Genomic DNA, 24,345 nt, shown 5'->3' with positions numbered 1-24,345 from the left:
GCCAACATCGCCCGCGCCACCCGACGCGCCAACCGCCGCCCCCACGACCTCATCACCGCCGTGACCAGCAGCATCCCGACAACGCAATGACCCTGATTGTTCTGACGAGGCGGGGCCCGGAGCGTGGTCGACAGTGCGCGTTATACCTCAGAGTCATATGTATGCCTCAGAGGTATCGGGCTCCATGCCAACTGTCCCGCCCGCCGGGAAGGGCGGTAGCCAAGATCTGCGCAACGTCGGGAGGGGCAGGCTTGGGCCGCAGGATGACGTTCGCCCCGTGGGCCGGGACCTTCGGTCAGTTCAACGTAGCCATTGGACGCGCTCTTCGATTCCGCCGATCGCTCCCCGCCACACACCGCTGAACCGCCCGCCCTGGAGGGACGCGAGTTGGCGACGGGCGCCCCAGCCGGCGACTGGTCTGTCAACGACACGAAACAGGTCGTCGAGGTAGTCCAGGGGCGAACCCACGGCCAGCTGCTTCAGCACATCGTCGAGCTCGAACGCCTCCGAGACCTCTCGAATGAGATCACGGTTGGCGATGAACAATGTCGGGACCCACTGCGCAGGCGGAAACCTCAGGCTGTAGGAGATGAGGTCGAAGTTGAAGCTGTGTTCATCGTCAGGCTCCGTCGCAGTTGTGCCCATACCGTCCAGGAAGCTGTCCCACCCCTTGATGGTGGCCAATTCATGGGCGTCGGTCCTGGCCACATACTTACGCATGGACTCTGCGGATCTGAATAGGAGCAGGCGACTCTGGGCGCCGAGGAATGCCGCGCCGGTCTGTTGGTCGTCGAGGTGTGCGCGAAGCGTGTATCCCCTTTCGCCGGATCGAAGTGTGATGGCAATCGGGTGAATAGTTGAACGCGGATTCGTTGAGGTGTCCAACTGGCCCGCCGCCGGGAATTCCGGGTGCGTCCACTGTGCTCTGGGATTTTCGCGTTCGCGCGTCTCGCGTTCCCGGTCCTCACGTTCGCGGGCTTCGCGTTCGCGGTTCTGGCCCTCGCGCTTCTGACTCTCGCGCTTCTGGCGTTCGCGGTCCTGGCGTTCGCGGGTGTCGCGCGCGCGGTCCTGGCGTTCCCGGGTCTGACGCTCGCGGTCCTGACGGGCGCCGGTGTGGACAGCTGTTAGCTGCTTGTACGCCGCGTTGAGCTGCTGCATTTGCCGGGTGACTTCCTCCCGGACCTTTGCAGGGCTCGACTGATGCCTGTCCGGATGCCAGATCTGCGCGAGAACGAGGTAGCGCTCCCGAATCTCCGCGACCGACGATTCGCGTGTCACGCCGAGAAGCGCGTACGGATCCTGGCCGTCAGGGAACATGATATCCACCGGATCTTATGAACACTCGGGGCGCGTGCCCGGTGATCTTAACAGCAATTGTCGATACATACCGCCCTGCCCTGCCCTGCCCGGCCGTTGCAGGTGTCCAATCGCGGGCTGGTCCTACGGTGCGGGCTGGTGAGCCTGGCGGCGGTGCGGCTGAGCGGCGTGGGCTCGTCCCGCGCTGCCGGTGGCATGTCGTACCGGACGGCCGTGCGGGGACAGGCCTGGCCGCGGCCGAGCTGGTACCGACCTCAGGCACTGAGGTGTCGGCGGATGTCTCGAGCGAGGGCTGCCTGCGCCTTGTCGTCGATTTCGAGGATGCCATTCTCGGCCATGAGGGCGTGGAACTGCTGCTGGTGGTAGGGCACGCCCGGGGGCAGCGGCGCGAGGTGCCAGTGAAGGTGCGCGTTGCCCTGTTGGCTGCCGAGGCTCAGGGAGTACATCCGCTCCGTGGGCAGTGTCGCGGCGAGCGCTGTGGCGACTGCGTACACGATGCCCTGGAAGCGGAGGAAGTCCTCCTGTGGCACGTCCCGTACCCAGCTCTCGATGTGCTGCCTCGGCGCGACGAGGCAGTAACCGAGCAACGTCGGGTCGCGAGCGAGGAAGGCGATGACGGTGTCGTCCTCGTAGACGACGTGGTGCCGATAGTCGGGATGGCCCGCCACGAGGGCACAGACAAAGCAGGGGCCGTCGCGGACGCGACGCTCGTACCGATCAACGTCAAATGCTGTCTTTGCCGGCTGGCCCTCCACCTGGGCAGCCTAAGATCCGGCGCCAGGTACCAGGAAGGCGTCGCAGGACCACCGGACCGCCCCTGTACGCCGGATAGGTTCGTGCGCGGTGGGTAGACGGCGCGCGTGCCGCGAACCAGGAGCCGACAGCCGACGTCGACCCGGCACCGAACGGGCGGTCGCGTGCTGGCCGGACGTTCGCTCGCCTGCGGGAGCGGGGGCAGCAGTTGGTACGCGCCCGCGTCTGGCGGTTACGCCTGTTCGGTCTGCTCGCCCTGCAGGCCGGCATCGCGGCGGCGATCGCCTGGTTCGTGGCGTACCGGTTCCTGGGCAATTCGAGCCCGCTCTTCGCGCCGACCACGGCGGTCGGCATCGTGGCCGCCGCGATGGGAACACGCCTGCGGCGCACGATCGAGCTGCTGGCCGGGTTGATCCTCGGGCTCGCCGTCGGTGACACGCTCATCAGCGTAAGTCGTTTTGAGTCAAGCTTTTGGTCGGTGCCTCGTCCGTCGTCTATCCCTGCATAGCCGTAATGGGGTTGGTCCCAGCAGCGTGTAATCGGGTTGGTGAGACGACGGGCGGGGCTGCCCATGATGAGCGTCGAGGTAACCGTGGTTCCTCAATGCCGCGTGGGGCTCGCCCCGACCCAGCTCGACGGCCGCCTGCTGATCTCAGGCGGCCATAGGCATCACCGCGGGTTGTGTGGTGCCGTGGGTTGCGATGACCGGACTCCAGCGTTTGCCGGTGGTGATGACGGCGTGCAGTTGCCGCAGGATCGCTGCGGCGATCACGGCCTGGGCTTGGGTGACGGTGAGCTTGTTCTGCTCTCGGGTGGTCAGGTGGGTGAACCGGGCGGCGTAGACCGGGTTGGCCCGTTGCGCGCCCCAGACGGCTCGCCACGCTGCCAGCCGCAGTCCGGGGCGTCCTTGTCCGGTCAGTTTCGTGCGGCCTTTGAAGGTGCCGGACAGTTTCTCCCGCGGTGCCAGGCCGGCGTGCTTGACCAACGCCCGGGCACTGGAGAACCGGTTCGGGTCACCGGTCTCGGCCAGGATCGCCGCAGCGCCGATCGCGGACAGGCCGGTGATCGAGGTGACCAACTCGGTCAGCCGCAGTTCGTCCAGGACCGCTGTCATCCGAGTCTCGGTGTCCAGCAGCCGGCGGTGGGTCTCGAGCCAGTCGCCCAGCAGCAGCCCAACGCGCTCCAGGGCACCCGCACGATGGGCGATCACTCCGGCCGGATCGGTCAATGCCGCGAACAGCAGCCGCACGATCCGCAGGCAGGGTTTCTGCTTACCTCGTCGGACGATCTCCCGGCGCACCGCGGTCTCAAACCGCGCCGATCCCAGGCGGCGGGTCCGGGTCAGGTCCCCGCCATCACGGTCGACCACGATGCTCATCGCGGCGGTCCACGTCGAGGAACGAAACGGCTGGCGCGCGGTCTGCAGCGCCGCCGGCCAGACACACTCCAGCAGCGCCCGCATCTGCTGCACCTGACTGCCCGCCTCCACCAGCAGCTGCTCACGACGCGCGCCCAGATGCCGCAGCCGGCCCCACGTCTCATCAACCGGCTCGGGAACATAGCAGCGCAGCTGAGACGTCAGCCGAGCAATGATCACGGCGTCTTTCTCATCGGTCTTGTCGAAGGTCAGGTCTTCGCTGCGCCGCGCCCACGACGTCAGCATCGGCTGGACGCACACGAACGGCATCCCTCGTTCCCCAGCCAGCTGACCCAGCACCCGCCAGCGGTGACCGGTCGGCTCGCACGTCACCGTGACCCCGGCGAAGCCTTTCGCCGCGGCCTGCTTGCCCGCCCAGTCCAACGCCGCGCCAAGATCCCAGGCATGGCACCGGAAAGTCTTACGTGCCAACACTTTCGAGTCGTGGTCGGTGACCACGACCATCTGCTTCTTGTCCGCCAGATCAATGCCGACGATCGCATTCGAGGACGGGACCAGCACCCGCAACCGAGCAAGCCGCGCGTTGCGGTTGCGGTCACCCCGGGACACGCCGCTACCGTTACCCATGAACGTCCTCCTCCTGCGATGGGACACCAAGCCCGACAAGCGCATCAGGGGGACGTTCCTACGTCCTACATCGACACGCAGAACGTCTTTCTATGCCGCTGTTCGGCATCGGGCCCTGGCAGACCGGGGTGGTCGTCGTGCTGGCGATCGTCGTCGCCATCTGCTCAAGGGCGGTGGCTCATTGCTCACCCAGGCCGGCGGTACCGCGGTGCTCATCGCCACCCTGGAGCCGCCGGTGCGTGAACTGTCCATCCCCCGCTTCGTCGACGCCGCGGTCGGGGGGCTGATCGGGCTGGCCGTTGGTCTGCTGTTGGTGCCCATCCACCCGCAACGGACGGTGCAGCGGCTGGCCGAACCGGTCCTCGATCCGGGGATGGCGGCCTTGCACGACCTGGCAGGCGCGGTACGCGCCCGTGATCTTGATGAGGCCCAGGGAAGCCTGCGCCGGTTGCGGAACCTCGACTCCCGGCCGAACGCGCTGGACGAGGGGCTCGCCGCCGCCCAGGAGGTGGTGCGATTAGCGCCACTACGCTGGCGCGACCGCACTTCCCTGGCCTTCTATACCCAGGCCGTCCGGCATCTGGAGCGCAGCCTGCACAGCAGCCGGTCCGTCGCACGGCGACTCACGACAGCCCTGAAGGACGATGAACCCATACCTGAGGAGCTGCCGGCGGCCATCGACCTGCTGGCCGACCGCGCGCAGGCCCTGAGGTGCACGATTCGCGCCGACGACGAGCCCCACCGTTCGCGCGGGCAGATCCTGCGGGCCGTCGAGCTGGCCGGGCGGGCGCAGGGACGGTCGTCGGACTTCGACCGCCCGCACACCCACCGGTTGGGTTACTCCGGGCTGATCGCCGTCGGTGAGTTTCGGACGGCCGCACATGAGCTGCTCATCGCCAGCGGGCTGGACACCGAGGAAGCGGCAGAGCTGGTCAGGCGGGCGGTGGATGGGGACGAGCCGGACTAAACGGCAGGGGCTGCCCCGAACAGGCCGGCGGGCGGTGCGTGGTGACCCTCCTTGACGTGCGAGTAGTCGCGAGCCTCCGCCACCAACCCGACTTCGTCGAAGCGCAACACCGTGCAGCCGGAGATGGTCGTCGGTTGACCATTGACGTAGATCACGGACCAGTACTCCACGGCAGCCACGTCACCGTCGACCTGCGGTTCGGCGAACCACACCTCCGCAGGGCGGGTCTCCTCGGCGAAGCACTCCTTCAGGTAGGTCCGAAGCCCAGAACGCCCGCGGTACGGGCGAAACATCGAGGCCCAGTGGTCGCCGTCCTCGCTCTGCAGGGCGGCGATCGCCTCGACGTCCCGGATCGGCCAGGCTTCGGTCCAGGTCCGGGCCCACCGCTGGGCCAACTTCCGAGTGTCCACGAACGTCTCCTTCGCCAACCGGTATCCCGCGTCACCGCAGTGGTATCAGGGACCACTGACATCCCGTGAGGCCACGCGGCCTACTCCTGAGCCGCCAGCCGCGCGATCGCCTGAGCCAGGACCTTCGCCCGAGTCTCCGGGGTGCGAGCCTTGAGCAGCGGCAGGATCACGGCGTACCGGGCGGAGCGGCCGAGCCGTTCGAAGGCGGCGGTCGCACGGGGTTCGCCGGCCAGCGCGGCGGTGAGATCGGGCGGGACGGCGGCGGTGCGCTGTGGCTCGTACGCTGCCTCCCACCGTCCGTCCGCCTTGGCGGCGGCGACCTCCGCGAGGCCCGCGGGCCGCATCCGCCCGGCCGCCGTCAGTGCCTCGACCTTCGCCACGTTGACCTGCGACCACGAGCTCCGTGGCCGGCGGCGCGAGTACCGCTGGAGGAACGACACGTCGTCGAGGCCCCTGCGCTGACCGTCGATCCAGCCGTGGCAGAGGGCCACGTCGAGCGCGTCCACGATGGTGATCGAGGGGAGCCCCGAGTGCCGCTTGGCGATCCGCAGCCACGCCTCGCCCCGCACGTCGTGCTGCGCGGCGAGCCAGGACTCCCATGCTATGGCGTCGGCAAAGTCGAGCACGTCCACGTCACGCCGGCTTCCTGGACGAGAGGACGTCGAGGTAGTGCGGGTTGTTCATGACGCCCAGCACGTTGCCGAACGGGTCGACGACCGCGGCCGTGACGAACCCCTCGTCCCCGTGCGGTGTGATCGGCTGGTACTCCGTCGCGCCCATCGCCAGCAGTCGCTCGACGGTGGCGTGCAGGTCGTCGACGTGCCAGTGCATGACGGCGCCGCCGGGCCCGGTCGTGCCAGGCGGCGCGTACCTGCGGTCGATGATGCCCAGCTCTGCCTGGTAGTCGCCGATGCGGAACTCGGTGTAGGCGGGGCGTCCGTCGGGGCCGGCCCGCAGGAAGTAGGCCTCGATGCCCAGGAACTCCGCGTACCAGGCCGTCGCCGCTGCCACGTCGTCCGCCCAGATGTTGAGCGTGGCGAATCCTCGCAGGCTCATCAGGTGTCCCCTCGTCGATGGGTTCTGCGGCCACGCTATCGACGATTGCGGAAGCTGCGGTTCCGCAATGACGGGCACAGGCGGATGTGTGCCGGCGCCGTTTCCCGGGTAGTCGCCGCCGTCGGCGTTCCGGGGGGGACCAGCGTGGAAGGCTATCCGGGGGTAGGGGAGCACGGGCTGATCGGTGATCTGCAGACCGCAGCGCTGGTCAGCAAGGACGGCACGATCGACTGGTTCTGCGCGCCGCGCTTCGACTCGCCGAGCCTCTTCGGCGCCTTGCTGGACCGCCGCAAGGGCGGCCACTTCCAGCTCTCACCGGACGGCATCGCGTACACCAGCAAACAGCTCTACCTGCCCGGTACGGCGATCCTGATCACCCGCTTCCACAGCGCCGACGGTGTGGGCGAGGTGGTGGACTTCATGCCCGTCACCGGCGAGCAGGTCACCGACCGGCACCGGTTGGTCCGGCTGATCCGGATGGTCCGGGGGAGCATGCCGTTCCGCTTCGACTGCCGCCCCCGCTTCAACTACGGGCGCGATTCGTACGAGCTCGAAGTGCACCCGGAGGGCGACGTCTTCCGCAGTTCGACTCTCACCCTCACCCTCACCCCTCTCAAGAACACGGAACGGTTGGTCGACGCCAGGGACATCCGGCGCGACGGGGAGGGTGTGTCCGCGGTGTACACGCTGCACGAGGGGGACGTCGGCGGCGTGGTCCTGGATACCGCCTGCCCGCACGCGCCCCGAGCGATCAGCACGGACGAGGCCTGCGAACTGCTCGCCGAGACCCGCGACTTCTGGCGGCGGTGGGTGGGCGGATCCCGCTACACGGGCCGCTGGAGGGAGATGGTCGAGCGGTCGGCGATGACGCTCAAGCTGATGACGTACGCCCCGACCGGCGCACTGGTCGCCGCGCCCACCGCGGGGCTGCCGGAGCAGGTCGGCGGGCCGCGGAACTGGGACTATCGCTTCACGTGGGTCCGGGACGCGTCCATCTCGGTGTACGCGCTACTCGGCCTGGGCTTCACCGACGAGGCCCGGAGGTATCTGTTCTGGCTCGAGGCGCGCATCCGCGACGCCACGAACGGCGATGTGCCCCTGCAGGTCATGTACCGGATCGACGGCTCACCGGACCTCGCCGAGGAGGTGCTGGACCACCTGGAGGGGTACCGCGGCTCGGCGCCGGTGCGGGTGGGCAACGACGCGGCGGGTCAGCTGCAACTCGACATCTACGGCGAGGCGCTCAACTCGTTGGAGTTCGCCGACCGGAACGGGCTGATCGCCCCGCACGAGGGGTGGCGGAAGGCCGCAGGGCTGATGGACTGGCTCTGCGAGAACTGGAACCAGCCCGAGGACGGCATCTGGGAGACCCGGTCCGGCCGGCAGGACTTCACCTACGGGCGGATGATGTGCTGGGTGGCGCTCGACCGCGCCATCCGCCTCGCGCACCGCCTCGGGCGGCCCGGCGACACCACCCGCTGGACGACCGAACGCAACGCCATCTACGAGCAGGTCATGGCGCGCGGCTTCCACACCGACCGTCGCGCGTTCGTGCAGCACTACCGCACGCACATCCTGGACGCGTCGCTGCTCGCGATGCCCACGGTCGGCTTCATCTCGCCGACCGACCCGATGTGGGAGTCGACGCTGCGGGCGATGGACGCCGAACTGGTCTCCGACAGCCTCGTCTACCGCTACGACCCGACCGCCTCGCCGGACGGCGTGGCGGGCACCGAGGGCACCTTCAGCATGTGCAGCTTCTGGTACGTCCAGGCCCTCGCGGACTCCGGACGGCTCGACGAGGCACGGCTGACCTTCGAGAAGATGCTCACCTACAGCAGCTCACTGGGCCTCTACTCGGAGGAGATCGCCCCCGACGGTGAGCAGATCGGCAACTTCCCGCAGGCGTTCAGCCATCTCTCGCTGATCAGCACGGCGGTCCACCTCGACGGTCTCCTCGACGATCAGCAATGACCACGACCGCCGGGTCAGAACAGGGTCAGGGGCTCGACCGGTATCGGCTCGGGTAGCGCGTCGAGCTCCGGTACGCGCGCTCGGACCTCATCGTGGAAGCGGCGGGCGAGCACGGGCGCGTCGGCGTTGTCCGGGGTGTGGACGAACATCGTCGGCGAGCGCCCCTCGCGGAGCCATCCGGCGACGACGTCGACCCAGCGCTGCCACCCCTCAACCGTCCGCGTGGTGTCGTCGCGGCCGAGGTAGCGGACGATCGGACGGTCGGTCAGCGCGAGCGAACGGAGCGGCACCCGGGGCTTCTTGAGCCAGGCGTCCCGCTCCGCGTCGCTGGTGGGCGGGCTGGCGAAGAACGCGGTGGTGTCGAAGGGGACCCACTCCGCGGCCGCGGCGGTGAGGGTCTCCACCAGGAGCCGCGTCGCGCGGGGGTCGGTGAAGAACGCGGGATGGCGGACCTCGACGGCGTACCGGTGGGACCGGGGGAGCCGGCTCAGGAAGCGGCTCAGGGTCGGGACGTCGGCGGGCGAGAACGACCCCGGCAACTGGATCCACAGGGCATGGGCGCGTGGGCCGAGCGGCTCGATGGCGTCCAGGAAGGCGCGCAGCGGCTCGTCGGCACCGGTGAGCCGGCCTTCGTGGGTGACGATCTTGGGGAGCTTCAGGACGAACCGGAAGTCGGGATCCGTCTGCGCGGCCCAGGACGCCACCGTGTCCCGGGCCGGAGTCGCGTAGAACGTCGTGTTTCCCTCGACCGCGTCGCACCAACTGGCGTAGTGCCGTAGGCGCTCCTGTGGCGGAAGGGGATGCGCCAGCAGACGGCCCTGCCACGACCTGTGGGTCCACATCGCGCATCCCACGTGTAGACGCACAGCCGCCCCCTTCCCAGGTGAACCGCCAGACCGGAGCCCACGGTAAACGACGCGCCCACCTGCCGCCGCTCGGCCTATCCGACGACCAGGTCGAGCGTCGCGAGCTGTGCCGGGTCGGCCACCACCTCGATGCCGATGATCCGGTCGGTGACGATGAAGCTGAGCGCGAGCCGGACACCTCCGCCGCGCTCCACGACCGCCCCTGGCAGGCCGTCGACGTACGCCGGCGTCGCTCCCTGGGCGCGGCCGTTGAAGAAGCCGGCGATGACGGCCGAGCCGTGCGTCTCGGCGGCCGAACCCATGCTCGCGGCCACCGGATCGGCGCGCATCACGACGTGCGGGTCGAGCAGACTGACCAGGTCGTCGAAGCGGCCCTCACGCGAGGCGGCGAGGAAGGCCTCGACCACTTGCCGCTGGCGGGCCGGGTCGGTCTCCCGAACCGTGCCGCCCTGGTGCACCCTGCGGCGTGCCCGGCTGGCGATCTGGCGGACGGCTGCGGGACTGCGGTCGACCACCGCGGCGATCTCCTCGAACGAGACCGCGAACATGTCGTGCAGGACGAGCACGAACCGTTCGGTCGGCGCGAGGGTGTCCAGGACGACCAGGAGCGCCCGGCCGACCGACTCGGTCAGCATGGCCGCACGCTCCGGGTCGACCGGGGCGGCGTCGGTCGGGTCGGGCTCCGGTGCGGCGGTGTCCCATGGCTGCTCCGGATGGGCGGTGCGCGTTCGCAGCCGGTCCAGGCAGACCCGGCCGACCGTGGTCGTCAACCACCCGGGCAGGTTGTCGATGCCCGCGACATCGGCGCGACTGAGCCGCAACCAGGTGTCCTGGACGGCATCCTCGGCCTCCGCGTCGGAGCCCAGCATGCGGTGGGCGACCGCCCGTAGCCGCGAGCGGTTCTCCTCGAAGCGCCGGGCCAGCAGATCCGCCTCGATCATGACCTTCCCACCCCCGTGCACCTGGGCGTCCTGTGACCGCCGCCACATCTGTCACACCAGCGACGTGCCGGCCGACATCCCAGTGACAGCCGGGGACGTCGTACCGCGACGCACGCCGGGCAGCCTAACAAGACGGGACGACCGACATGATCATCGAACCGCGCATCCAGAACCCCGCCGGTCTGCTGCCGGACGCCGTGAAGGCGATCAACCTGCTCTACCGGGCCGCCCACTCGGCCGGGGTGCCGGGCAGCACTCTGGAGCTGGTGCACCTGCGGGCCAGCCAGATCAACGGGTGCGGCCCGTGCGTCGACGCCGGCGCCCGGGGCGCCCGGAAGGCGGGGGAGACCGAGGAGCGGCTGTTCGCGGTGGCCGCCTGGCGGGAGACCCCGTACTTCACCGAGGCGGAGCGGGCGGCGCTCGCGCTCGCGGAGGCCGCCACCCGGCTCGCCGACCAGGCCGACGCTGTGCCCGACGCCATCTGGGCTGAGGCGGCACGGCACTTCGGCGAGAAGGAGCTCGCGGCGATCGTGCTCTGGGTGGCAACGACCAACTTCTTCAACCGGATCAATGTCACCACGCGGCAGCTGGCCCCGCAGAACTGGGGCTGACAGACGCCGAGCCTGATCGCCTGATGCTCAGCAGTCGCCGAGCGGCTGCCGAGCATCAGGTGGTCGAGGGTGCGTTGGTCGTCAACTTGAGGTTGACGATGAGGATGCGTCAACCTATGGTTGACGCATGACGGATCCTCTCCAGATGACCAATCCGGTTCGCCTCGACGACCTGATCCAGGCGATCAAGAAGGCGCACACCGACGCGCTCGACCAGCTCACCGACGCGGTGATCGCCGCCGACCACCTGGGTGACGTGGCCGACCACCTGATCGGTCACTTCGTCGACCAGGCCCGGCGCTCGGGCGCCTCCTGGACCGACATCGGCCGCAGCATGGGGGTCAGCAAGCAGGCCGCGCAGAAGCGCTTCGTGCCGAAGGCCTCGACCGACGCGGCGGCCCTCGACCCGAACGCCGGCTTCGGGCGGTTCACTACCCGGGCCCGCAACGTCGTGGTCGCCTCGCAGGAGGAAGCCCGCGCCAGCGGCCACGCCGAAATCGGCCCCGAACACCTGGTGCTGGGCCTGCTGGCCGAGCCGGACGGGCTGGCGGCCAAGGTGATGGTTGGTCGAGGCGCCTCCCCGGAGGCGGTGCGGGAGGCGGTGGGTGCCGCCCTACCGCCCCCGGCCGACCAGGTCCCGGACCTCATCCCGTACGACGCGCGCGGCAAGAAGGCCCTGGAGCTGACCTTCCGGGAGGCGCTGCGGCTCGGGCACAACTACATCGGCACGGAGCACATCCTGCTCGCCCTGCTGGAGCAGGAGGATGGCGCGGGTGTGCTGACCGACCTCGGCTTGGAGAAGGCGACCGTCGAGGCCGACCTGGCCGCCGCCCTCGCCGCGGCCGTCGCGCAGAAGTGACCTCCCGCGATCAGGGCGTCGGGAAGCCGTAACGCAGGGCGTGCTCCGGATCGGCAGGGTCGATCTGGCGCACGCCCGCGTCGGCGAGGCGCTTGTTGACCTCGTCGAGCTGCTCGCGTACCAGTCGGGCCTCCTCCTCGGTGACCCGTCCCCGGTGCGGCTTGCCGGCGTGCTCCAGCGTGCCGTAGTCGATCCTCTCGGCGCTCTTGCGGGCCTTCGGCGGGCGGACCCGCTCGGCCGTCTTCAGCAGCTGCGCCATCGGCACGTCGGTCGCCATCGCGTCGAACTCGCTGGCGGTCAGCACCACCCGGCGCGGCTCGCCGTCGCCGTGCCGGTCGTGGATCTCGACCACCGCGACGTCCAGCGCGGCGTCGTCGATGTTCTCCACCTCGGCCGGGGTGGCGTCCAGTTGCACGGGCCCGGCGACCATGTCCGGGTGCTCCAGGACGACGACGCGGACCACCTCGTCGTCGTCCTGCAGGACCGTACCGGTGAAGTCGGAGACGTGGATCGTCTTCTTGCCCATGCGCGGAGCTTCTCCTGTCGTAGGCCGGGGTGCCGGACCAGAAGAAATTACCCGACAGGTGTGCGAATGCCAGCGCTGGACGGCCCGGGTGTGTCGCAACCGGGTGCGGACCGGGTCAGCGGGTGTTGAGGCCTCGCCGGCTGGAGCTGCCGGCCGGCAACTTGTTCAGCACCGCCCACGGCACGGCCCGCGCGACACCCGTCGTGCGGGTCCCGCGGTACCGCGGCTGGGCCGGGAAACGTCCGGCGGCCTCCGCTGCCCGCCAGAGTCGCTCGGGGTCCTGCTGGTAGCGGTCGTTCGGCTGAATCGGCATGACCATACCGTCCCAAACAAAGGTGTCCATGTATGGAAATACCTATGACGGTCGATCAGTCTGACTGGTTCCGGGTCGTGGCGAAGTGATCCGCGTCGCTGGATTTGATACCCCCTAGGGGTATACGATGCCGAGCATGGAGAACGCGAATCCCACCCGTCTGGCCATCGCCGCGACCCTGCACTGCCTCACCGGCTGCGCCATCGGTGAGGTGCTCGGCATGGTCGTCGGCACCGCGCTCGGCTGGTCCGACCTGGCCACCATCGCCCTCGCCGTCGCGCTGGCGTTCCTCTTCGGCTACGCGTTGACGGTTCGCCCGGTGCTCCGTTCCGGCCTGCCGCTGGCGCGGGCGATCCGGGTGGCCCTGGTCGCCGACACGGTCAGCATCGCCGTGATGGAGCTGGTGGACAACGGGGTCATGCTCGCCGTGCCGGGCGCCATGCGGGCCGGCCTCACCGACCCGCTGTTCTGGGGCAGCCTGGCCGGCGCTTTGGCGGTGGCCTTCGTGGTCACGGTGCCGGTGAACCGGGCCCTGATCGTCCGCGGGAGGGGCCACGCGGCGGTGCACCAGCACCACCACGGCGGACATCACCCCAACGCCCCGGCGGCGTCGTAGGGATCGTCCGCCCGCCGAGGCCGCCCGGCGTACGGTGATCCACGACGGGCCGGCTGACGGGGGAGGTGCACGTGCTCGACCGACGGCTCCAGCTGCACCTGGCCACCTGGCTCGGCCAGTGGCCGGCCCCCGCGGGGCTGCACGTGATCGCCTCGCACCGCCGGGCGAAACCGGCCTGGGATGGCCGGCTGCGCCCGGCGCTCGCCGTGGACACCGGGCAGAGCGCCGTGCTCTCCGTGCCGCCGGACCGGTTGGCGGCGAGCCGCGCTCTGGCCCGCCATACGCCGAACCGGCTGCTTGCGGCGCTGCCGGAGACCGTCGGGCTGCCCGACTGGTGCGTGCACGACGGCCCCTTCCGGTGGACCCTGGCTCCCGCGCCGCTGTCCGACGTGGGGGAGTGGACCGAGTCGACGGCCCCCGGGCTGCCGCCCTGGCTGCGGCTGTTCGACCGGCCGGTGCTGGTGGTCCGCGACCCGGACGGCAACTACCTGGCCGGGGCCGGGATAAAGCGGCACGACGCGTACGGGCACGAGCTGGCCATCGGCACCGTGCCCGCCGCGCGTGGTCGCGGTCTCGCCCGCCGGCTGGCGGCGCAGGCGGCCCGGCGGGTGCTCGACGACGGCGCGGTGCCCACCTACCTGCACGAGCGGGACAACCACGCCTCGGCCCGGGTCGCGGAGGCAGCCGGCTTCCCGGACCGGGGCTGGCGTGCCTACGGGGTCTATCCGCGCTGAGGCTGCCGTCGCAGGGCGCGGACCGTGGATCCCGGGCCGGACCCACGGTCCGCAACCTTCCCCCAGGTCCCGGTTGACGGGTGACCGGCCGCGCGGTGAACGGGCCGGTACGTGCCGATCACGCTACGTATCGAGCAGGCTCGGTGCAAGGTGCGAGCTGTCGGTTCGGAGTGTCGAATAGCGGACTTGACCTGGATCGGAGCTCATCGAGTGCTCGGTGAGGCGTGGTCACGCAGAGTGCAGATTGGTCTGCCTCAGCCCGCCAGGCCGAGTGCCTCTGCCGCCGCCCGACCGTTGGCGTGGCTCGCGCCGTACGTGGTGACGAAGGCGCGTACGCCGGCCGGGCGCCACTGCGCGGGCCAGCCCATCTCCACCACGGTCACCGGATGCTCCGCGGCCAGCCCGGCGATCAGCTCCGGGCCGCCGGGCAGCCGGTGCAGGTGCCGCCCGACCAGCACGATCGGCCGGTCACCGGCCAGCTCGCGCAGCGTCGCCCTGTCGGTCTCGGCGGCGATCACCCGGATCTCCTGCACACCGTCCAGGTGCGGGCCGAGGCCCCAGGGCACCCGCCCTTCGGCGATGGTGGACTCGGTGTGCAGCTGCACCACCAGCGGCCGGCCCAGGCCGGTGAGGATCCCGTCCACCTGGACCGCCCGGCGCGCCGCCGCGTACCCCAGATCGGTTTCGGGGCTGGCCGGCGTCTCGCCGGCGGTCCGGGTCCAGGCGGCGAGCGCGGCGGCGCGGCCGGCCGCCTCCTCGACGCGGGCGGTGGCCAGACGGTCGTCGGTGAGCGCGTCGACGATCTCGGTGACCACCCGCTCGACCAGCTCCGCGTCGACCTTCGCGCCGATACAGAGCAGGTCGGCGCCGGCCGCCAGGGCCCGCACCGCCGCGGGGCCCACGCCGCCGGCCGCCACTGCCGCGCCCTTCATCTCCAGCGCGTCGGTGATGACGGTGCCGGTGAAGCCGTACTCGGTGCGCAGCAGGTCGACGAGGACGGCCCGGCTGAAGGTGGCCGGACCGGTGCCGGTCAGCGCCGGCACCCGGATGTGCGCGGTCATCACCGCGCGCGCCCCGGCGGCGACGACCGCGGCGAACGGCGGCAGGTCCCGCTGGCGCAGCAGGGCCAGTGGAACGTCCACGGTGGGCAACTCGTGGTGGGAGTCGGTGACGGTGGCGCCGTGGCCGGGGAAGTGCTTGGCGCAGGCGGCGACACCGGCGGCCTGCAGGCCGGCCACGGCGGCGGCCGAGTGGGCGGCCACCCGCACCGGGTCCGCGCCGAACGACCGGGTGCCGATCACCGGGTTGTCGTCGGCGCTGTTCACGTCCACCGTCGGGGCGAGGTTGACGTTGATGCCGAGGTCGGCCAGCTCGGTGCCGATCGCCTGGTAGACCCGTCGGGTGAGCGCCACGTCGCCGATCGCGCCGAGGGCGGCGTTGCCGGGGTACGGGCTGCCGGTGGCATGGGCCAGCCGGGTCACGTCGCCACCCTCCTCGTCGATGGCGATCAACACGTCCGCCCGGCCGGCGCGCAGCGCGGCGGTGCTCGCCGCCACCTGGGACGGGTCGTGCACGTTGGTGCCGAACAGGGTGTGCCCGGCCAGCCCGTCGGACACCAGGTCGACGGCCCAGTCCGGGGGGACCGGTCCCGGGTACGCGGCGAGCAGCGTGCCGAGCGCGAGCCGGCGCAGTCCTGGATCGAGCCCCACGTGATCTCCCCCTTCGGTGCCCACGGGTACGAATGTCGTACCGGCGGTGGTCGTCGCCCTGCCGGGTCGGCCGAGCGCTCCGCCTCCGGGTGGCCGATACGCTACGGCTACCCGTTCGCAGGTCGGTTTACAGTTAGCAAAGTTTACTAAAACTAGAGGACGTGGCATGAGTGCGACCCGGCTGCCCGGCACCCCCCGCCTGTTGCGGGCGCTCAACGACCGTGCCGCGCTGGAACTGCTCCTCGAGCGGGGGCCTCTCACCCGGGCCAGGCTCGGTGAGCTGACCGGGCTGTCCAAGGTCACCGCCTCCCAGTTGGTCGAGCGACTGGAGGAGCGTGGCCTGGTCACCCGGGTCGGTGAGCAGGCCGGCGGGCGCGGCCCGAACGCGCAGCTCTACGCGGTACGCCCGGGCAGCGCACACGTGGTCGGTGTCGACGTCGGGCCGGACCGGGTGGTGGCCGCCTGCGCCGACATCACCGGTGCCGTGATCGGCCGGGTGGAACAGTCCACCCGGGACACCGACGACCCGGTGGGCGTGGTGCACAACGCCGTGGTGCAGGCCGCGAGCAGCGCCCAGGCGCAGCTGAGCAGCGTACGGCGGATCGTGCTCGGCACGCCCGGTCTGGTCGACCCGCACACCGGCGACATCACCTTCGCCTTCAACCTGCCGCGCTGGCACAGCGGCCTGCTCGCCGCCCTGCGCGACGACCTGCACACTCCGGTGGTCTTCGAGAACGACGTCAACCTGGCCGCGGTGGCCGAGGCGCAGTCCGGCGCCGCGCAGGGGCTGGCCGATTTCGTGCTGGTCTGGGTGGGCGCCGGCGTCGGTTTGGCGATCATGCTGGGTGGGCGGCTGCACCACGGCAGCAGCGGCGCGGCCGGTGAGATCGGCTACCTGCCGGTGCCCGGGGCGCCCATCCCGCGTGACGTCTCCCGTCGCGCCAAGCCGGCCTTCCAGCAGTTGATCGGCGGGGACTCGGTGCGCGCGGTGGCACGCGAGCACGGCTACCCGGACACCGACGCCGCCGACGCGGTCCGCGCGGCCGTCGCGGCCGGCGACGCCGGCGCCCCGATGCTCGACGAACTCGCCCGCCGGCTCGCGCTCGGTGTGGCCAGCACCTGCGTGGTGCTCGACCCGCCGCTGGTCGTGCTCGCCGGGGAGGTCGGCCAGGCCGGCTGCGCCGCGCTCGCCGACCGGGTGCAGCACGAGGTCGCAGCGATCACCCTGGTGCGGCCCCGGGTGGTGCCCACGGGGCTGACCGAGGAGCCGATCCTGCGCGGTGCGCTGCGCACCGCACTGGACGCCGTCCGCGACGAGGTGTTCGGCTCCACCGTCGGCTGAGCCCGCTGGAGCGGTCATGTGAAGAAATATTTCACCGCTGGCAGGCATGCTGCAAGCTCTTGCCGTGACCACCCCCGGCCTGCCGGGCCGCCCGACCAGCGCGGACGGCCCGGGCCGCGACTCAGATCAGGTCGCGGCGACGGAACACGGCGAACGCCGCCGCGGTCAGCCCGCCGGTGAGCACGAGCAGCACCACCAGCGACGGCGCCCAGGTCAGCGAGTAGAAACCCTCGCAGTACATGCCCATTCTTGTGCCGGAGCAGAGCTGACTGTCGTAGAACCGCGCCTCACCGCTGAGCCACGCCCCGATGTAGCTGGAGAGCATCAGCTGGTCCGGGCGGCGGGCGTCGACGATCTCCAGCACCAGCCGGGCGCCCAGCTCCCAGACCACCGCGTACGCGGCGACCGCGCCGAGCGCCGCCGAGGTGTGCCGCCCCAGCGTGGCGATGGCGAAGCCCAGCGCGCTGGCCAGCAACACCAGCACCAGGCCGCGGCCGTGCACCGCCCCGAGGGAGCGCCAGAAGTCACCGCCCAGCGGGCCGCCCAGCCCGGCGGTCTGCCCGATGACCCAGAACGTGGCCAGATAGACCACCGAGGCCACCAGGGCCAGCGCCAGCACCGCGCCGAGCAGGGTGCCCAGCTTCGCGCCGAGCACCGTCATCCGGCGCGGCCGCCAGAGCAGCAGGTTCACCACGCCGCCGGAATTCAGGTCCGCGCCGATGTAGGAGGCCCCGACCAGGAACCCGAACAGCACCAGGAACGCGATGAGGAAGTAGAGCAGCGGGCGGGCCTGCTGGGCGAAGCTGAACACTCCGGGGAGGAAGTCGGCGGCGATCGGCAGCCGGTCCCGCAGCGTCGGGTCGATCTCCGAGCAGTCGGAGGGGTAGTACCGCTCGCTGTCACTCGACGGGAGCCCGTTCTGTCGGGCCAGGCACTGCTGGTACTCGTTCTCCATGCTCTGCCGCGCCTCGGCGGCCTGGTTCCGCGCAGAGCTGAGCTCCAACGCGCTCGGCTTGTGCGAGCCGGCCAGGGTGGTCGCCGCGGTGACGCCGAACGCCAGCACCAGCAGGACGACCATGAGCTGCACGAAGCGACGCGCGGACAGCCGCTCCACCTCGGCACGGACCAGGTTCACGCGTCCACTCCCCGTACGTCGAGATCGATCACAGCATCGCCCGCACCGGGCGGCAGCCCCGAGTCGTCCACCTGCCGGGGCACCGACGGATGGCCGCCGGCGCCGGTCAGCTCCAGGAAGACGCTCTCCAGATCCGGCCGCAGCGGGGTCAGCTCGCCCACCCACAGCCCCTGTTCACCGAGCACCCGGCTGATCACCGTCGGGTCGGTCACGCTGCCCACCACCAGCGCCGCGCCATCCACGCTCGCCGTCAGCTCGGCCTCGTGCAGCAGCTCCACGGCGCGCTCCGGCTCGGCCACCCGGACCAGGAACTCGTGCCGGTCGTGGCCGGCCAGCACCTCGTCCACCCGGCCGGTCGCCACCCGCCGGCCCCGGGAAATGATCGTGACGTGGTCGCAGATCAGCTGGATCTCGCCCAGGATGTGACTGGACACCAGCACCGTCACCCCGGCCGCCGCCAGCGCCCGCATCAGGTCCCGCATCTCCCGGATGCCGGCCGGGTCCAGCCCGTTCGCCGGCTCGTCCAGGATGAGCAACTGCGGGTCCTTCAACAGTGCGGACGCCACCGCGAGTCGCTGCTTCATGCCCAGCGAGTAGCCCTTCACCCGCTCGTCGCCCCGGTCGCGCAGGCCCACCGTCTCCAGTACCTCGTCCACCCGCGCGATCGGCACCCCGCCGGCCCTGGCCAGCAGCCGCAGCGTGCGGTACCCGGTGAAGTTGCCGAAGAACTGCGGGCTCTCCACGATGGCGCCGACCCGACCGGCCACCCGCGGCAGCAGCTGTGGTGACGGCTCACCGAGCACACTCATCCGCCCACCGTCGGCCCGGACCAGGCCGAGCAGGGCACGCAGGGTGGTGGTCTTGCCGGAACCGTTCGGACCCAGGAACCCGTGGATCTGACCCGCCTCGACCAGCAGGTCGAACCCGTCAACCGCGACCCTCCGGCCGTTCCGCAGGCTGCGGAAGGTCTTGCGCAGACCCTCGATCTCGATGACCGCGCTCATCCGCGCGGCTCCGTACCTCGACGGGGCATGGGCCGTCCTCCGGGTGTGGTGATCAACGACACGGCGCCTCACCCTATGACCGGGGCGCCGCCCATGGGGGGCACCACGGCGGTGCGTGGTTGGATGGTCCGGTGACTGGTGACCTGATCCCCGGCGCTGCCAACGCCGCGCCTGCCGCCGCACCCGTGGACCCGGATCTGGTGGTCAGCCTCGACGGCGTCGGCGTACGCCGGTCCGGCACCGCCCTGCTGCAGGATCTGACCTGGCGGGTCGAGTTGGACGAGCGCTGGGTGGTGCTCGGTCCCAACGGGGCCGGCAAGACCACCCTGCTCAACCTCGCCGCCGGCCGGCTGCACCCCACCACCGGTGTCGCCCACGTGCTCGGCGAGCGGATCGGCCGCACCGACGTCAACGAGCTGCGTACCCGGATCGGGCTCTCCACCGCCGCGCTCGCCGAGCGCCTGCCCGCCGACGAGCGGGTCAGCGACGTGGTGGTGACCGCCGCCTGGTCGGTGGTCGGCCGCTGGCGGGAGAGCTACGACCGCGGCGACGAGGCGCGGGCGCGGGCGCTGCTGAGCCAGCTCGGCATCGGCGGTCTCGCCGAGCGCCGCTACGGCACCCTCTCCGAGGGTGAGCGCAAGCGGGTGCAGATCGCCCGCGCGCTGATGACCGACCCGGAGCTGCTGCTGCTCGACGAGCCCGCCGCCGGGCTCGACCTCGGCGGGCGGGAGGACCTCGTAGCCCGGCTGGCCGAGCTGGCGTACGACCCGGACGCCCCGGCCCTGGTGCTGGTCACCCACCATGTGGAGGAGATCCCACCGGGGTTCACCCACGCGCTGCTGCTGCGGGAGGGCGGGGTGGTCGCGCAGGGCCTGCTCGCCGAGACGCTGACCGGCGACAACCTCTCCAAGACCTTCGGCCTGCCGCTGGTGGTCGAGCGGTCCGGCGACCGCTACACCGCTCGCGCCGCCTGAGCGCCGGCAGGGCGGAGGTGACCGTGCCGCAGACCCGGGTGGTCGTGGTGGGCAGCGCCAACATGGACCTGGTCGCGATGGCGCCCGCGCTGCCCCGGCCGGGCGAGACGATGCTCGGCACCGACTTCGTGATGGTGCCCGGCGGCAAGGGCGCCAACCAGGCCGTCGCCGCGGCCAGGGCCGGCGCCTCCAGCGCCTTCCTCGGCGCGATCGGCTCCGACGCGTTCGGCGTCACCCTCAAGGCCCGCATTACCGCCGCCGGCGTGGACACCGGCCAACTGCGGGTGGTCTACGGCGCGTCCGGGGTGGCGCTGGTGATGGTCAACGCGCAGGGGGAGAACGCCATCGTGGTGACCCCCGGCGCGAACGACGCGTTGACCGGCCTGACCGAGGACGAACTGGCCACGGTACGCGGGGCCGATGTCCTGATCGCCCAGCTGGAGATCCCGGTGCAGACCGTGGCCTCCGCCGCGGTGGCCGCCCGCGCCGCCGGCACCCGGGTCATCCTGAACGCCGCCCCGGCCCGGGACCTCCCACCGGAGCTGCTCGCCGCGGTGGACGTGCTCGTCGTCAACGAGGGCGAGGCGCAGACGTTCACCGGCCGGGGTCGGGACGAGCCACGGGCGCTGCTCGACCTGGTGCCCCGGGCCGTGCTCACCCTCGGTGGTGAGGGCGCCTGGTACGTCGACCGCGAGGGCACCGAGGTGCACGTGCCCGCCGTCCGGGTCGACGTGGTCGACTCCACCGCGGCCGGCGACGCGTTCACCGCCGCGCTGGCCGTCGGCTGGGGCGAGGGACGCGACCTGGTCGACGCGGTGCGCTGGGCGTCGGCGGCCGGCGCGGCCTGCGTCCGCCGGCTCGGCGCCTCGGTGGCGCTGCCCCGCCGCGCCGAGATCGACGAGCTGTACGCCCCGGGCTGAGCCCACCCGCGCTACGCTGGCCGGTCGGCCGCCGCCCCGGTGCGAAAGGTTCGGCGCCCAGTTCGACGACCTGACCGCGCCACGCGCGTCGATCACCTGCGACTGCTGACCGGGCGGGCCGGCGAGGCTCAGCCGACCAGATCGTCGCTGAGCTTCTCGCCCCGCCGGCGCAGCATGCCCAGGCCCGGGATACCGGCAACGGCGAGCTTGAGGTCGCGGGTGACGTCGAGCAGATCGTGCAGGTCCGGTCCAACCCGGTCCAGGGTGGCCAGGATCGGCAGAATGTCCGCCGTCAGGTGCTGCTTGAGCTTGGGCAGCTCGTCGATCAGGCGGATCGCCGCGGTGACCTCCTCGTGGCTCAGCTCCCCGACGAACCGCCCCGCCATCGGCGCGGCCCGCCGCAGTGCCGGCTCGTACGCCGCCAGCAACTCGGCCGCCGTGGCCGCCGCCTCGGAAGCGGTGCCCACGGTGGCCGCGGCCCGGCCGGCGACCGTCTCGGCCTCGGCGACCACCGTCCCGGCCCGGCGGGCGACCTGATCGGCCTCCCGGACCACCACGGCCGCGGCCGTCGCCACCTCGGTGGCGGTGTCGATGGCGGTGGTCGCGGCGGCGCTGATCACGGCCACCTCACGGACCGCCGTCTCGGCGTCGGTGAGCACCTGGTCGGTCCGGTCCAACGTCGTCTCGATCCGATCGACGACGCCGTTGATCCGGGCCAGCAGCGCCTCCACCCCGTCCAGCACCGCGAACGCGCGGGCGGGCACGGCGGCGAGCGAGGCGGCCGAGCCGAGCGTCTGGTCGAGGGCGGAGCGGGTCAGGCCGACCACCGCGGCGGATGTGGGGAGGGGAATCGCCATGGGATCAAGTGTGCGCCGCCCGCACCACAACCGCCCGACGGCGCTCGACGGCGGCCGGTTCCGGCGTCAGCGGTCGGTGCGGGCGACGCGCAGCGCCCACCAGATCAGGGGCGCCTGCATCGGTACCCGGCCGTAGGCGATGGCCCGCTTCGTCGGACGCCGGTGCCGCCAGCCCACCGCCATCTTCACGTTCGCCGGCAGCACGGCGATGAAGAGCGCGACGGCGGCCCGACCACCGGAGCGCCGGGTGGCCGGGTGCGCCACGGCCGCCGCCACCGCCAGCTCGGCGACACCGCTGGCGTACGTCCAGAAGCGGGCTGGGCCGGGCAGCGCGCGCGGCACGATCGGGTCGTAGACGCCGGGGCGAAGCAGGTGGGTGACGCCGGCCGCGGCGAGCAGCCCGGCCAGGGCGGCGGCCTCGCCACGGCGACTGGTCATCGATGCTCCCCCTGCTACTCGACGGCGCGCTGCACGGCCCGGTAGATCTGCCCGAACCGTAACGCGTCGGGGGTGCGCAGCATCAACTGCTCCCGCCCGTGGTGCTGTATCCACAGCTCGTGCACGTGGCTGCCGCGCTCGTACGAGCGGTCCAGCCAGCCGAGCGGAATTTCCAGAAACGGGGTCAACGCCAGCGCCCCCACCGCACAGGCGGCGAGGATGATCAGCGCCATCTTCCAGTTGCCCCGGTCCTGCGCCGTGTAGGCGAGCGAGAGCACGCAGACCAGCGCGACCAGCGGGGGCAGGGAGAGCAGCAGGACCAGGACTCCGCGACCGAGCACCCGGCCGCGTACCGCGAGCGTCTTCGGGCCGCGTGCGTGCCAGACGAAAGTCACGTCGGGAAGTGCGACGACCTGACCACCCACCCGGATCGACTCCGAGGTCACCTGCACCGCGTCGTCCCGGTAATAGAGGGTCATCACCAAGCCTAACCACCCGCCGGCAACCCGGCAGCGCGTCGACGGCGGCCAGCGACAGCGCCGACGGTCGATCGGCTGAGATCTTGGACAGTTACCGTCCACGCCGAACGGTAACTGTCCAAGATCTCGTTCTAGGTTGGCCGTTATCGGCGGGTGGCCGGGCGGGCGGGGTGGTTGCGTTCGACCGCGCGCTGCACCGCCCGGTAGATCTGACCGAAGCGCAGTGCGTCGCCGGTGCGCAGCAGTCGTACCGGCTGGCCGCGCCAGCGCGCCCAGATTTCCAGTTGCCGGCTGCCCCGGGCGTACGAGCGGTCCAGGTGTTCGAAGAGGAAGTCGGCGATCGGGCCGACGGCCAGCCCCACCAGCACGGACGCGCCGACGATCGCGATCGTCACGGTGGGCGAGCGGTGCAGCCAGACGGCCACGGCGATGCCGAGCACGGCCGCGACCAGCGGACCGGCCAGCGCGGCGCCGATCGCACCCCGCCCGACGAGCACCCGCCAGGAGCGGCTGCCCCGGCGGTGCCAGATCATGGTGATGTCGGCCAGCGCGTAGCTGCGGCCGTCCACTCGGACGGCGGTGGAGGTGACCTGCACCGACCTGTCGTCGTAATAGGTGATCATGGCTGGACTCCCGCCCGCGGGGCTGACACCAGACTACTTACCCCAACGAGCCGGGTCGTAAGGTTGGCACGCGACTTCGACGAGGAAGTGAGGGCAGCGTGAGCGAGTTCGTTCGGCTGGAGACCAAGGACGGCATCCGCACCATCCGGCTGGAGCGGCCGCCGATGAACGCGCTCAACACCCAGGTGCAGGAGGAGTTGCGCGCCGCCGCGACGGCGGCGACCGCCGATCCGGAGGTCCGCGCCGTCATCGTGTACGGCGGGGAGAAGGTCTTCGCCGCGGGCGCGGACATCAAGCAGATGGCCGAGATGTCCTACGTGGACATGGCTGACCGGGCCGCGGACCTGTCCAGCGCGCTCGGCGCGATCGCCCGGATCCCCAAGCCGGTGGTCGCCGCGATCACCGGTTACGCCCTCGGCGGTGGCTGTGAGCTGGCCCTGGCCTGCGACTGGAGGGTGGTGGCCGAGGATGCCAAGCTCGGCCAGCCGGAGATCAAGCTGGGCATCATCCCCGGCGCCGGCGGCACCCAGCGGCTGGCCCGGCTGGTCGGCCCGGCCCGCGCCAAGGATCTGATCATGTCCGGGCGAATGGTGGACGCGCAGGAGGCGTTGCGCATCGGCCTGGCCGACCGGGTTGTCCCGGCAGCCGAGGTGTACGAGGCGGCGGTCGCGCTGGTGAAGCCGTACCTGACCGGGCCGGTGCAGGCGCTGCGCGCGGCGAAGCTGGCGGTCGACGGTGGCCTGGACATGGACCTGAACTCGGGCCTGGCCTGGGAGAGTCAGCTCTTCGCGGCGTTGTTCGCCACCGACGACCGGCGCGAGGGCATGGCGGCGTTCGTCGAGAAGCGCAAGCCGGGCTTCACGGGCCGCTGACCGGCCGGGGCCGCGGTCCGTGCCGCCGCCCCGACGGTGAGCCG

The 24,345-nt window shown here is 71.4% G+C and carries 28 protein-coding genes; 11 read left to right on the top strand and 17 right to left on the bottom strand.

Annotation, left to right across the window (positions count from 1 at the left end):
• Window positions 1–300: 300 nt before the first annotated feature.
• The gene (locus ABZU69_RS26670; RefSeq protein WP_354967060.1) at window positions 301–1,317 is read right to left on the bottom strand and encodes a J domain-containing protein; all 1,017 of its coding nucleotides are present in this window, start codon (window positions 1,315–1,317) and stop codon (window positions 301–303) included.
• A gap of 254 nt (window positions 1,318–1,571) precedes the next feature.
• Window positions 1,572–2,072 (bottom strand): HIT domain-containing protein, encoded by a 501-nt coding sequence (locus ABZU69_RS26665; protein WP_354967059.1) that lies wholly within the window; start codon window positions 2,070–2,072, stop codon window positions 1,572–1,574.
• A 206-nt stretch (window positions 2,073–2,278) separates the two neighbouring features.
• Between ABZU69_RS26665 and ABZU69_RS26660 the strand changes: the two genes are divergently transcribed.
• Window positions 2,279–2,578, top strand: a complete 300-nt coding sequence (locus tag ABZU69_RS26660; RefSeq protein ID WP_354967058.1) for an FUSC family protein — start codon at window positions 2,279–2,281, stop codon at window positions 2,576–2,578.
• 144 nt (window positions 2,579–2,722) lie between these two features.
• Here the strand turns inward: ABZU69_RS26660 and ABZU69_RS26655 are convergent, their stop codons facing one another.
• Window positions 2,723–4,057, bottom strand: a complete 1,335-nt coding sequence (locus ABZU69_RS26655; RefSeq protein ID WP_354967057.1) for an IS110 family transposase — start codon at window positions 4,055–4,057, stop codon at window positions 2,723–2,725.
• Window positions 4,058–4,073: 16 nt separating this feature from the next.
• Between ABZU69_RS26655 and ABZU69_RS26650 the strand changes: the two genes are divergently transcribed.
• On the top strand, window positions 4,074–5,042 hold the full coding sequence (locus ABZU69_RS26650) for a hypothetical protein (protein ID WP_354967056.1): 969 nt from the start codon (window positions 4,074–4,076) through the stop codon (window positions 5,040–5,042).
• On the opposite strand, the gene ABZU69_RS26645 is transcribed toward ABZU69_RS26650, so the two are convergent.
• From ABZU69_RS26645 to ABZU69_RS26635, 3 genes are all read right to left on the bottom strand, one after another.
• Window positions 5,039–5,452, bottom strand: a complete 414-nt coding sequence (locus ABZU69_RS26645) for a nuclear transport factor 2 family protein (RefSeq protein ID WP_354967055.1) — start codon at window positions 5,450–5,452, stop codon at window positions 5,039–5,041. The genes ABZU69_RS26650 and ABZU69_RS26645 overlap by 4 nt on opposite strands.
• 80 nt (window positions 5,453–5,532) lie before the next feature.
• Window positions 5,533–6,084: a YdeI/OmpD-associated family protein gene (locus ABZU69_RS26640; protein ID WP_354967054.1), complete on the bottom strand. Its 552-nt coding sequence runs from the start codon at window positions 6,082–6,084 to the stop codon at window positions 5,533–5,535.
• Window position 6,085: 1 nt separating this feature from the next.
• On the bottom strand, window positions 6,086–6,508 hold the full coding sequence (locus tag ABZU69_RS26635) for a VOC family protein (protein ID WP_354967053.1): 423 nt from the start codon (window positions 6,506–6,508) through the stop codon (window positions 6,086–6,088).
• A gap of 144 nt (window positions 6,509–6,652) precedes the next feature.
• On the opposite strand from ABZU69_RS26635, the gene ABZU69_RS26630 reads away from it, so the two are divergent.
• Complete coding sequence (locus ABZU69_RS26630; protein ID WP_354967052.1) at window positions 6,653–8,482, top strand: glycoside hydrolase family 15 protein; 1,830 nt, start codon at window positions 6,653–6,655, stop codon at window positions 8,480–8,482.
• A gap of 14 nt (window positions 8,483–8,496) precedes the next feature.
• Here ABZU69_RS26630 and ABZU69_RS26625 read toward each other — a convergent pair whose 3' ends face one another.
• On the bottom strand, window positions 8,497–9,324 hold the full coding sequence (locus ABZU69_RS26625; protein ID WP_354967051.1) for a DUF72 domain-containing protein: 828 nt from the start codon (window positions 9,322–9,324) through the stop codon (window positions 8,497–8,499).
• Between the two features lie 98 nt (window positions 9,325–9,422).
• Complete coding sequence (locus tag ABZU69_RS26620; RefSeq protein WP_354967050.1) at window positions 9,423–10,289, bottom strand: sigma-70 family RNA polymerase sigma factor; 867 nt, start codon at window positions 10,287–10,289, stop codon at window positions 9,423–9,425.
• Between the two features lie 146 nt (window positions 10,290–10,435).
• Here ABZU69_RS26620 and ABZU69_RS26615 point away from each other — a divergent pair, with 146 nt between their 5' ends.
• A complete protein-coding gene (locus tag ABZU69_RS26615) occupies window positions 10,436–10,900 on the top strand; it encodes a carboxymuconolactone decarboxylase family protein (RefSeq protein WP_354967049.1) in 465 nt (154 codons plus the stop codon).
• 127 nt (window positions 10,901–11,027) lie between these two features.
• Window positions 11,028–11,759: a Clp protease N-terminal domain-containing protein gene (locus ABZU69_RS26610; protein WP_354967048.1), complete on the top strand. Its 732-nt coding sequence runs from the start codon at window positions 11,028–11,030 to the stop codon at window positions 11,757–11,759.
• A gap of 10 nt (window positions 11,760–11,769) precedes the next feature.
• Here the strand turns inward: ABZU69_RS26610 and ABZU69_RS26605 are convergent, their stop codons facing one another.
• Window positions 11,770–12,285 carry a hypothetical protein gene (locus tag ABZU69_RS26605; protein ID WP_354967047.1) on the bottom strand — a complete coding sequence of 172 codons (516 nt, stop codon included), beginning with the start codon at window positions 12,283–12,285 and terminating at the stop codon, window positions 11,770–11,772.
• A 115-nt stretch (window positions 12,286–12,400) separates the two neighbouring features.
• Window positions 12,401–12,598 (bottom strand): DNA repair protein, encoded by a 198-nt coding sequence (locus ABZU69_RS26600; RefSeq protein WP_354967046.1) that lies wholly within the window; start codon window positions 12,596–12,598, stop codon window positions 12,401–12,403.
• Window positions 12,599–12,734: 136 nt separating this feature from the next.
• Between ABZU69_RS26600 and ABZU69_RS26595 the strand changes: the two genes are divergently transcribed.
• Both ABZU69_RS26595 and ABZU69_RS26590 read left to right on the top strand, forming a co-directional pair.
• On the top strand, window positions 12,735–13,214 hold the full coding sequence (locus ABZU69_RS26595) for a DUF4396 domain-containing protein (protein WP_354967045.1): 480 nt from the start codon (window positions 12,735–12,737) through the stop codon (window positions 13,212–13,214).
• A gap of 71 nt (window positions 13,215–13,285) precedes the next feature.
• Window positions 13,286–13,948: a GNAT family N-acetyltransferase gene (locus ABZU69_RS26590; protein WP_354967044.1), complete on the top strand. Its 663-nt coding sequence runs from the start codon at window positions 13,286–13,288 to the stop codon at window positions 13,946–13,948.
• A gap of 254 nt (window positions 13,949–14,202) precedes the next feature.
• Here the strand turns inward: ABZU69_RS26590 and ABZU69_RS26585 are convergent, their stop codons facing one another.
• Window positions 14,203–15,657: a glycoside hydrolase family 3 N-terminal domain-containing protein gene (locus tag ABZU69_RS26585; RefSeq protein WP_354967043.1), complete on the bottom strand. Its 1,455-nt coding sequence runs from the start codon at window positions 15,655–15,657 to the stop codon at window positions 14,203–14,205.
• 166 nt (window positions 15,658–15,823) lie between these two features.
• On the opposite strand from ABZU69_RS26585, the gene ABZU69_RS26580 reads away from it, so the two are divergent.
• Window positions 15,824–16,999, top strand: a complete 1,176-nt coding sequence (locus tag ABZU69_RS26580; RefSeq protein ID WP_354967042.1) for an ROK family transcriptional regulator — start codon at window positions 15,824–15,826, stop codon at window positions 16,997–16,999.
• A 121-nt stretch (window positions 17,000–17,120) separates the two neighbouring features.
• Here the strand turns inward: ABZU69_RS26580 and ABZU69_RS26575 are convergent, their stop codons facing one another.
• Window positions 17,121–18,134, bottom strand: a complete 1,014-nt coding sequence (locus ABZU69_RS26575; RefSeq protein ID WP_354967041.1) for an ABC transporter permease subunit — start codon at window positions 18,132–18,134, stop codon at window positions 17,121–17,123.
• Entirely contained in the window at window positions 18,131–19,138 is a 1,008-nt protein-coding gene (locus tag ABZU69_RS26570; protein WP_354967040.1) for an ATP-binding cassette domain-containing protein, read from the bottom strand. The genes ABZU69_RS26575 and ABZU69_RS26570 overlap by 4 nt, the downstream gene beginning before the upstream one ends.
• A 131-nt stretch (window positions 19,139–19,269) precedes the next feature.
• On the opposite strand from ABZU69_RS26570, the gene ABZU69_RS26565 reads away from it, so the two are divergent.
• Both ABZU69_RS26565 and ABZU69_RS26560 read left to right on the top strand, forming a co-directional pair.
• The gene (locus tag ABZU69_RS26565; RefSeq protein WP_354967039.1) at window positions 19,270–20,112 is read left to right on the top strand and encodes an ABC transporter ATP-binding protein; all 843 of its coding nucleotides are present in this window, start codon (window positions 19,270–19,272) and stop codon (window positions 20,110–20,112) included.
• Window positions 20,113–20,135: 23 nt separating this feature from the next.
• Window positions 20,136–21,032, top strand: a complete 897-nt coding sequence (locus ABZU69_RS26560; RefSeq protein ID WP_354967038.1) for a ribokinase — start codon at window positions 20,136–20,138, stop codon at window positions 21,030–21,032.
• A 128-nt stretch (window positions 21,033–21,160) separates the two neighbouring features.
• Here the strand turns inward: ABZU69_RS26560 and ABZU69_RS26555 are convergent, their stop codons facing one another.
• From ABZU69_RS26555 to ABZU69_RS26540, 4 genes are all read right to left on the bottom strand, one after another.
• Window positions 21,161–21,889 carry a hypothetical protein gene (locus ABZU69_RS26555; RefSeq protein ID WP_354967037.1) on the bottom strand — a complete coding sequence of 243 codons (729 nt, stop codon included), beginning with the start codon at window positions 21,887–21,889 and terminating at the stop codon, window positions 21,161–21,163.
• A gap of 66 nt (window positions 21,890–21,955) precedes the next feature.
• The gene (locus ABZU69_RS26550; RefSeq protein ID WP_354967036.1) at window positions 21,956–22,327 is read right to left on the bottom strand and encodes a hypothetical protein; all 372 of its coding nucleotides are present in this window, start codon (window positions 22,325–22,327) and stop codon (window positions 21,956–21,958) included.
• A 14-nt stretch (window positions 22,328–22,341) separates the two neighbouring features.
• The gene (locus ABZU69_RS26545) at window positions 22,342–22,806 is read right to left on the bottom strand and encodes a DUF6232 family protein (protein ID WP_354967035.1); all 465 of its coding nucleotides are present in this window, start codon (window positions 22,804–22,806) and stop codon (window positions 22,342–22,344) included.
• 143 nt (window positions 22,807–22,949) lie between these two features.
• The gene (locus ABZU69_RS26540) at window positions 22,950–23,429 is read right to left on the bottom strand and encodes a DUF6232 family protein (RefSeq protein ID WP_354967034.1); all 480 of its coding nucleotides are present in this window, start codon (window positions 23,427–23,429) and stop codon (window positions 22,950–22,952) included.
• Between the two features lie 98 nt (window positions 23,430–23,527).
• Here ABZU69_RS26540 and ABZU69_RS26535 point away from each other — a divergent pair, with 98 nt between their 5' ends.
• Window positions 23,528–24,301, top strand: a complete 774-nt coding sequence (locus ABZU69_RS26535; RefSeq protein ID WP_354967033.1) for an enoyl-CoA hydratase-related protein — start codon at window positions 23,528–23,530, stop codon at window positions 24,299–24,301.
• The last annotated feature ends 44 nt before the right edge of the window (window positions 24,302–24,345 follow it).

It is taken from the genome of Micromonospora sp. NPDC005206, assembly GCF_040608175.1.
GTDB lineage: Bacteria > Actinomycetota > Actinomycetes > Mycobacteriales > Micromonosporaceae > Micromonospora.
Note: the sequence above shows the minus strand (reverse complement) of the source record. Positions and strands in the feature narration are given on the sequence as shown.

Coding starts and splice junctions, on each gene's coding strand:
- ABZU69_RS26670 (WP_354967060.1), bottom strand. CDS start 1,317: ATGTTCCCTGACGGCCAGGATCCGTACGCGCTTCTCGGCGTGACACGC.
- ABZU69_RS26650 (WP_354967056.1), top strand. CDS start 4,074: ATGAACGTCCTCCTCCTGCGATGGGACACCAAGCCCGACAAGCGCATC.
- ABZU69_RS26635 (WP_354967053.1), bottom strand. CDS start 6,508: ATGAGCCTGCGAGGATTCGCCACGCTCAACATCTGGGCGGACGACGTG.
- ABZU69_RS26625 (WP_354967051.1), bottom strand. CDS start 9,324: ATGTGGACCCACAGGTCGTGGCAGGGCCGTCTGCTGGCGCATCCCCTT.
- ABZU69_RS26620 (WP_354967050.1), bottom strand. CDS start 10,289: ATGATCGAGGCGGATCTGCTGGCCCGGCGCTTCGAGGAGAACCGCTCG.
- ABZU69_RS26615 (WP_354967049.1), top strand. CDS start 10,436: ATGATCATCGAACCGCGCATCCAGAACCCCGCCGGTCTGCTGCCGGAC.
- ABZU69_RS26610 (WP_354967048.1), top strand. CDS start 11,028: ATGACGGATCCTCTCCAGATGACCAATCCGGTTCGCCTCGACGACCTG.
- ABZU69_RS26605 (WP_354967047.1), bottom strand. CDS start 12,285: ATGGGCAAGAAGACGATCCACGTCTCCGACTTCACCGGTACGGTCCTG.
- ABZU69_RS26600 (WP_354967046.1), bottom strand. CDS start 12,598: ATGCCGATTCAGCCGAACGACCGCTACCAGCAGGACCCCGAGCGACTC.
- ABZU69_RS26595 (WP_354967045.1), top strand. CDS start 12,735: ATGGAGAACGCGAATCCCACCCGTCTGGCCATCGCCGCGACCCTGCAC.
- ABZU69_RS26580 (WP_354967042.1), top strand. CDS start 15,824: ATGAGTGCGACCCGGCTGCCCGGCACCCCCCGCCTGTTGCGGGCGCTC.
- ABZU69_RS26570 (WP_354967040.1), bottom strand. CDS start 19,138: ATGAGCGCGGTCATCGAGATCGAGGGTCTGCGCAAGACCTTCCGCAGC.
- ABZU69_RS26555 (WP_354967037.1), bottom strand. CDS start 21,889: ATGGCGATTCCCCTCCCCACATCCGCCGCGGTGGTCGGCCTGACCCGC.
- ABZU69_RS26550 (WP_354967036.1), bottom strand. CDS start 22,327: ATGACCAGTCGCCGTGGCGAGGCCGCCGCCCTGGCCGGGCTGCTCGCC.
- ABZU69_RS26545 (WP_354967035.1), bottom strand. CDS start 22,806: ATGACCCTCTATTACCGGGACGACGCGGTGCAGGTGACCTCGGAGTCG.
- ABZU69_RS26540 (WP_354967034.1), bottom strand. CDS start 23,429: ATGATCACCTATTACGACGACAGGTCGGTGCAGGTCACCTCCACCGCC.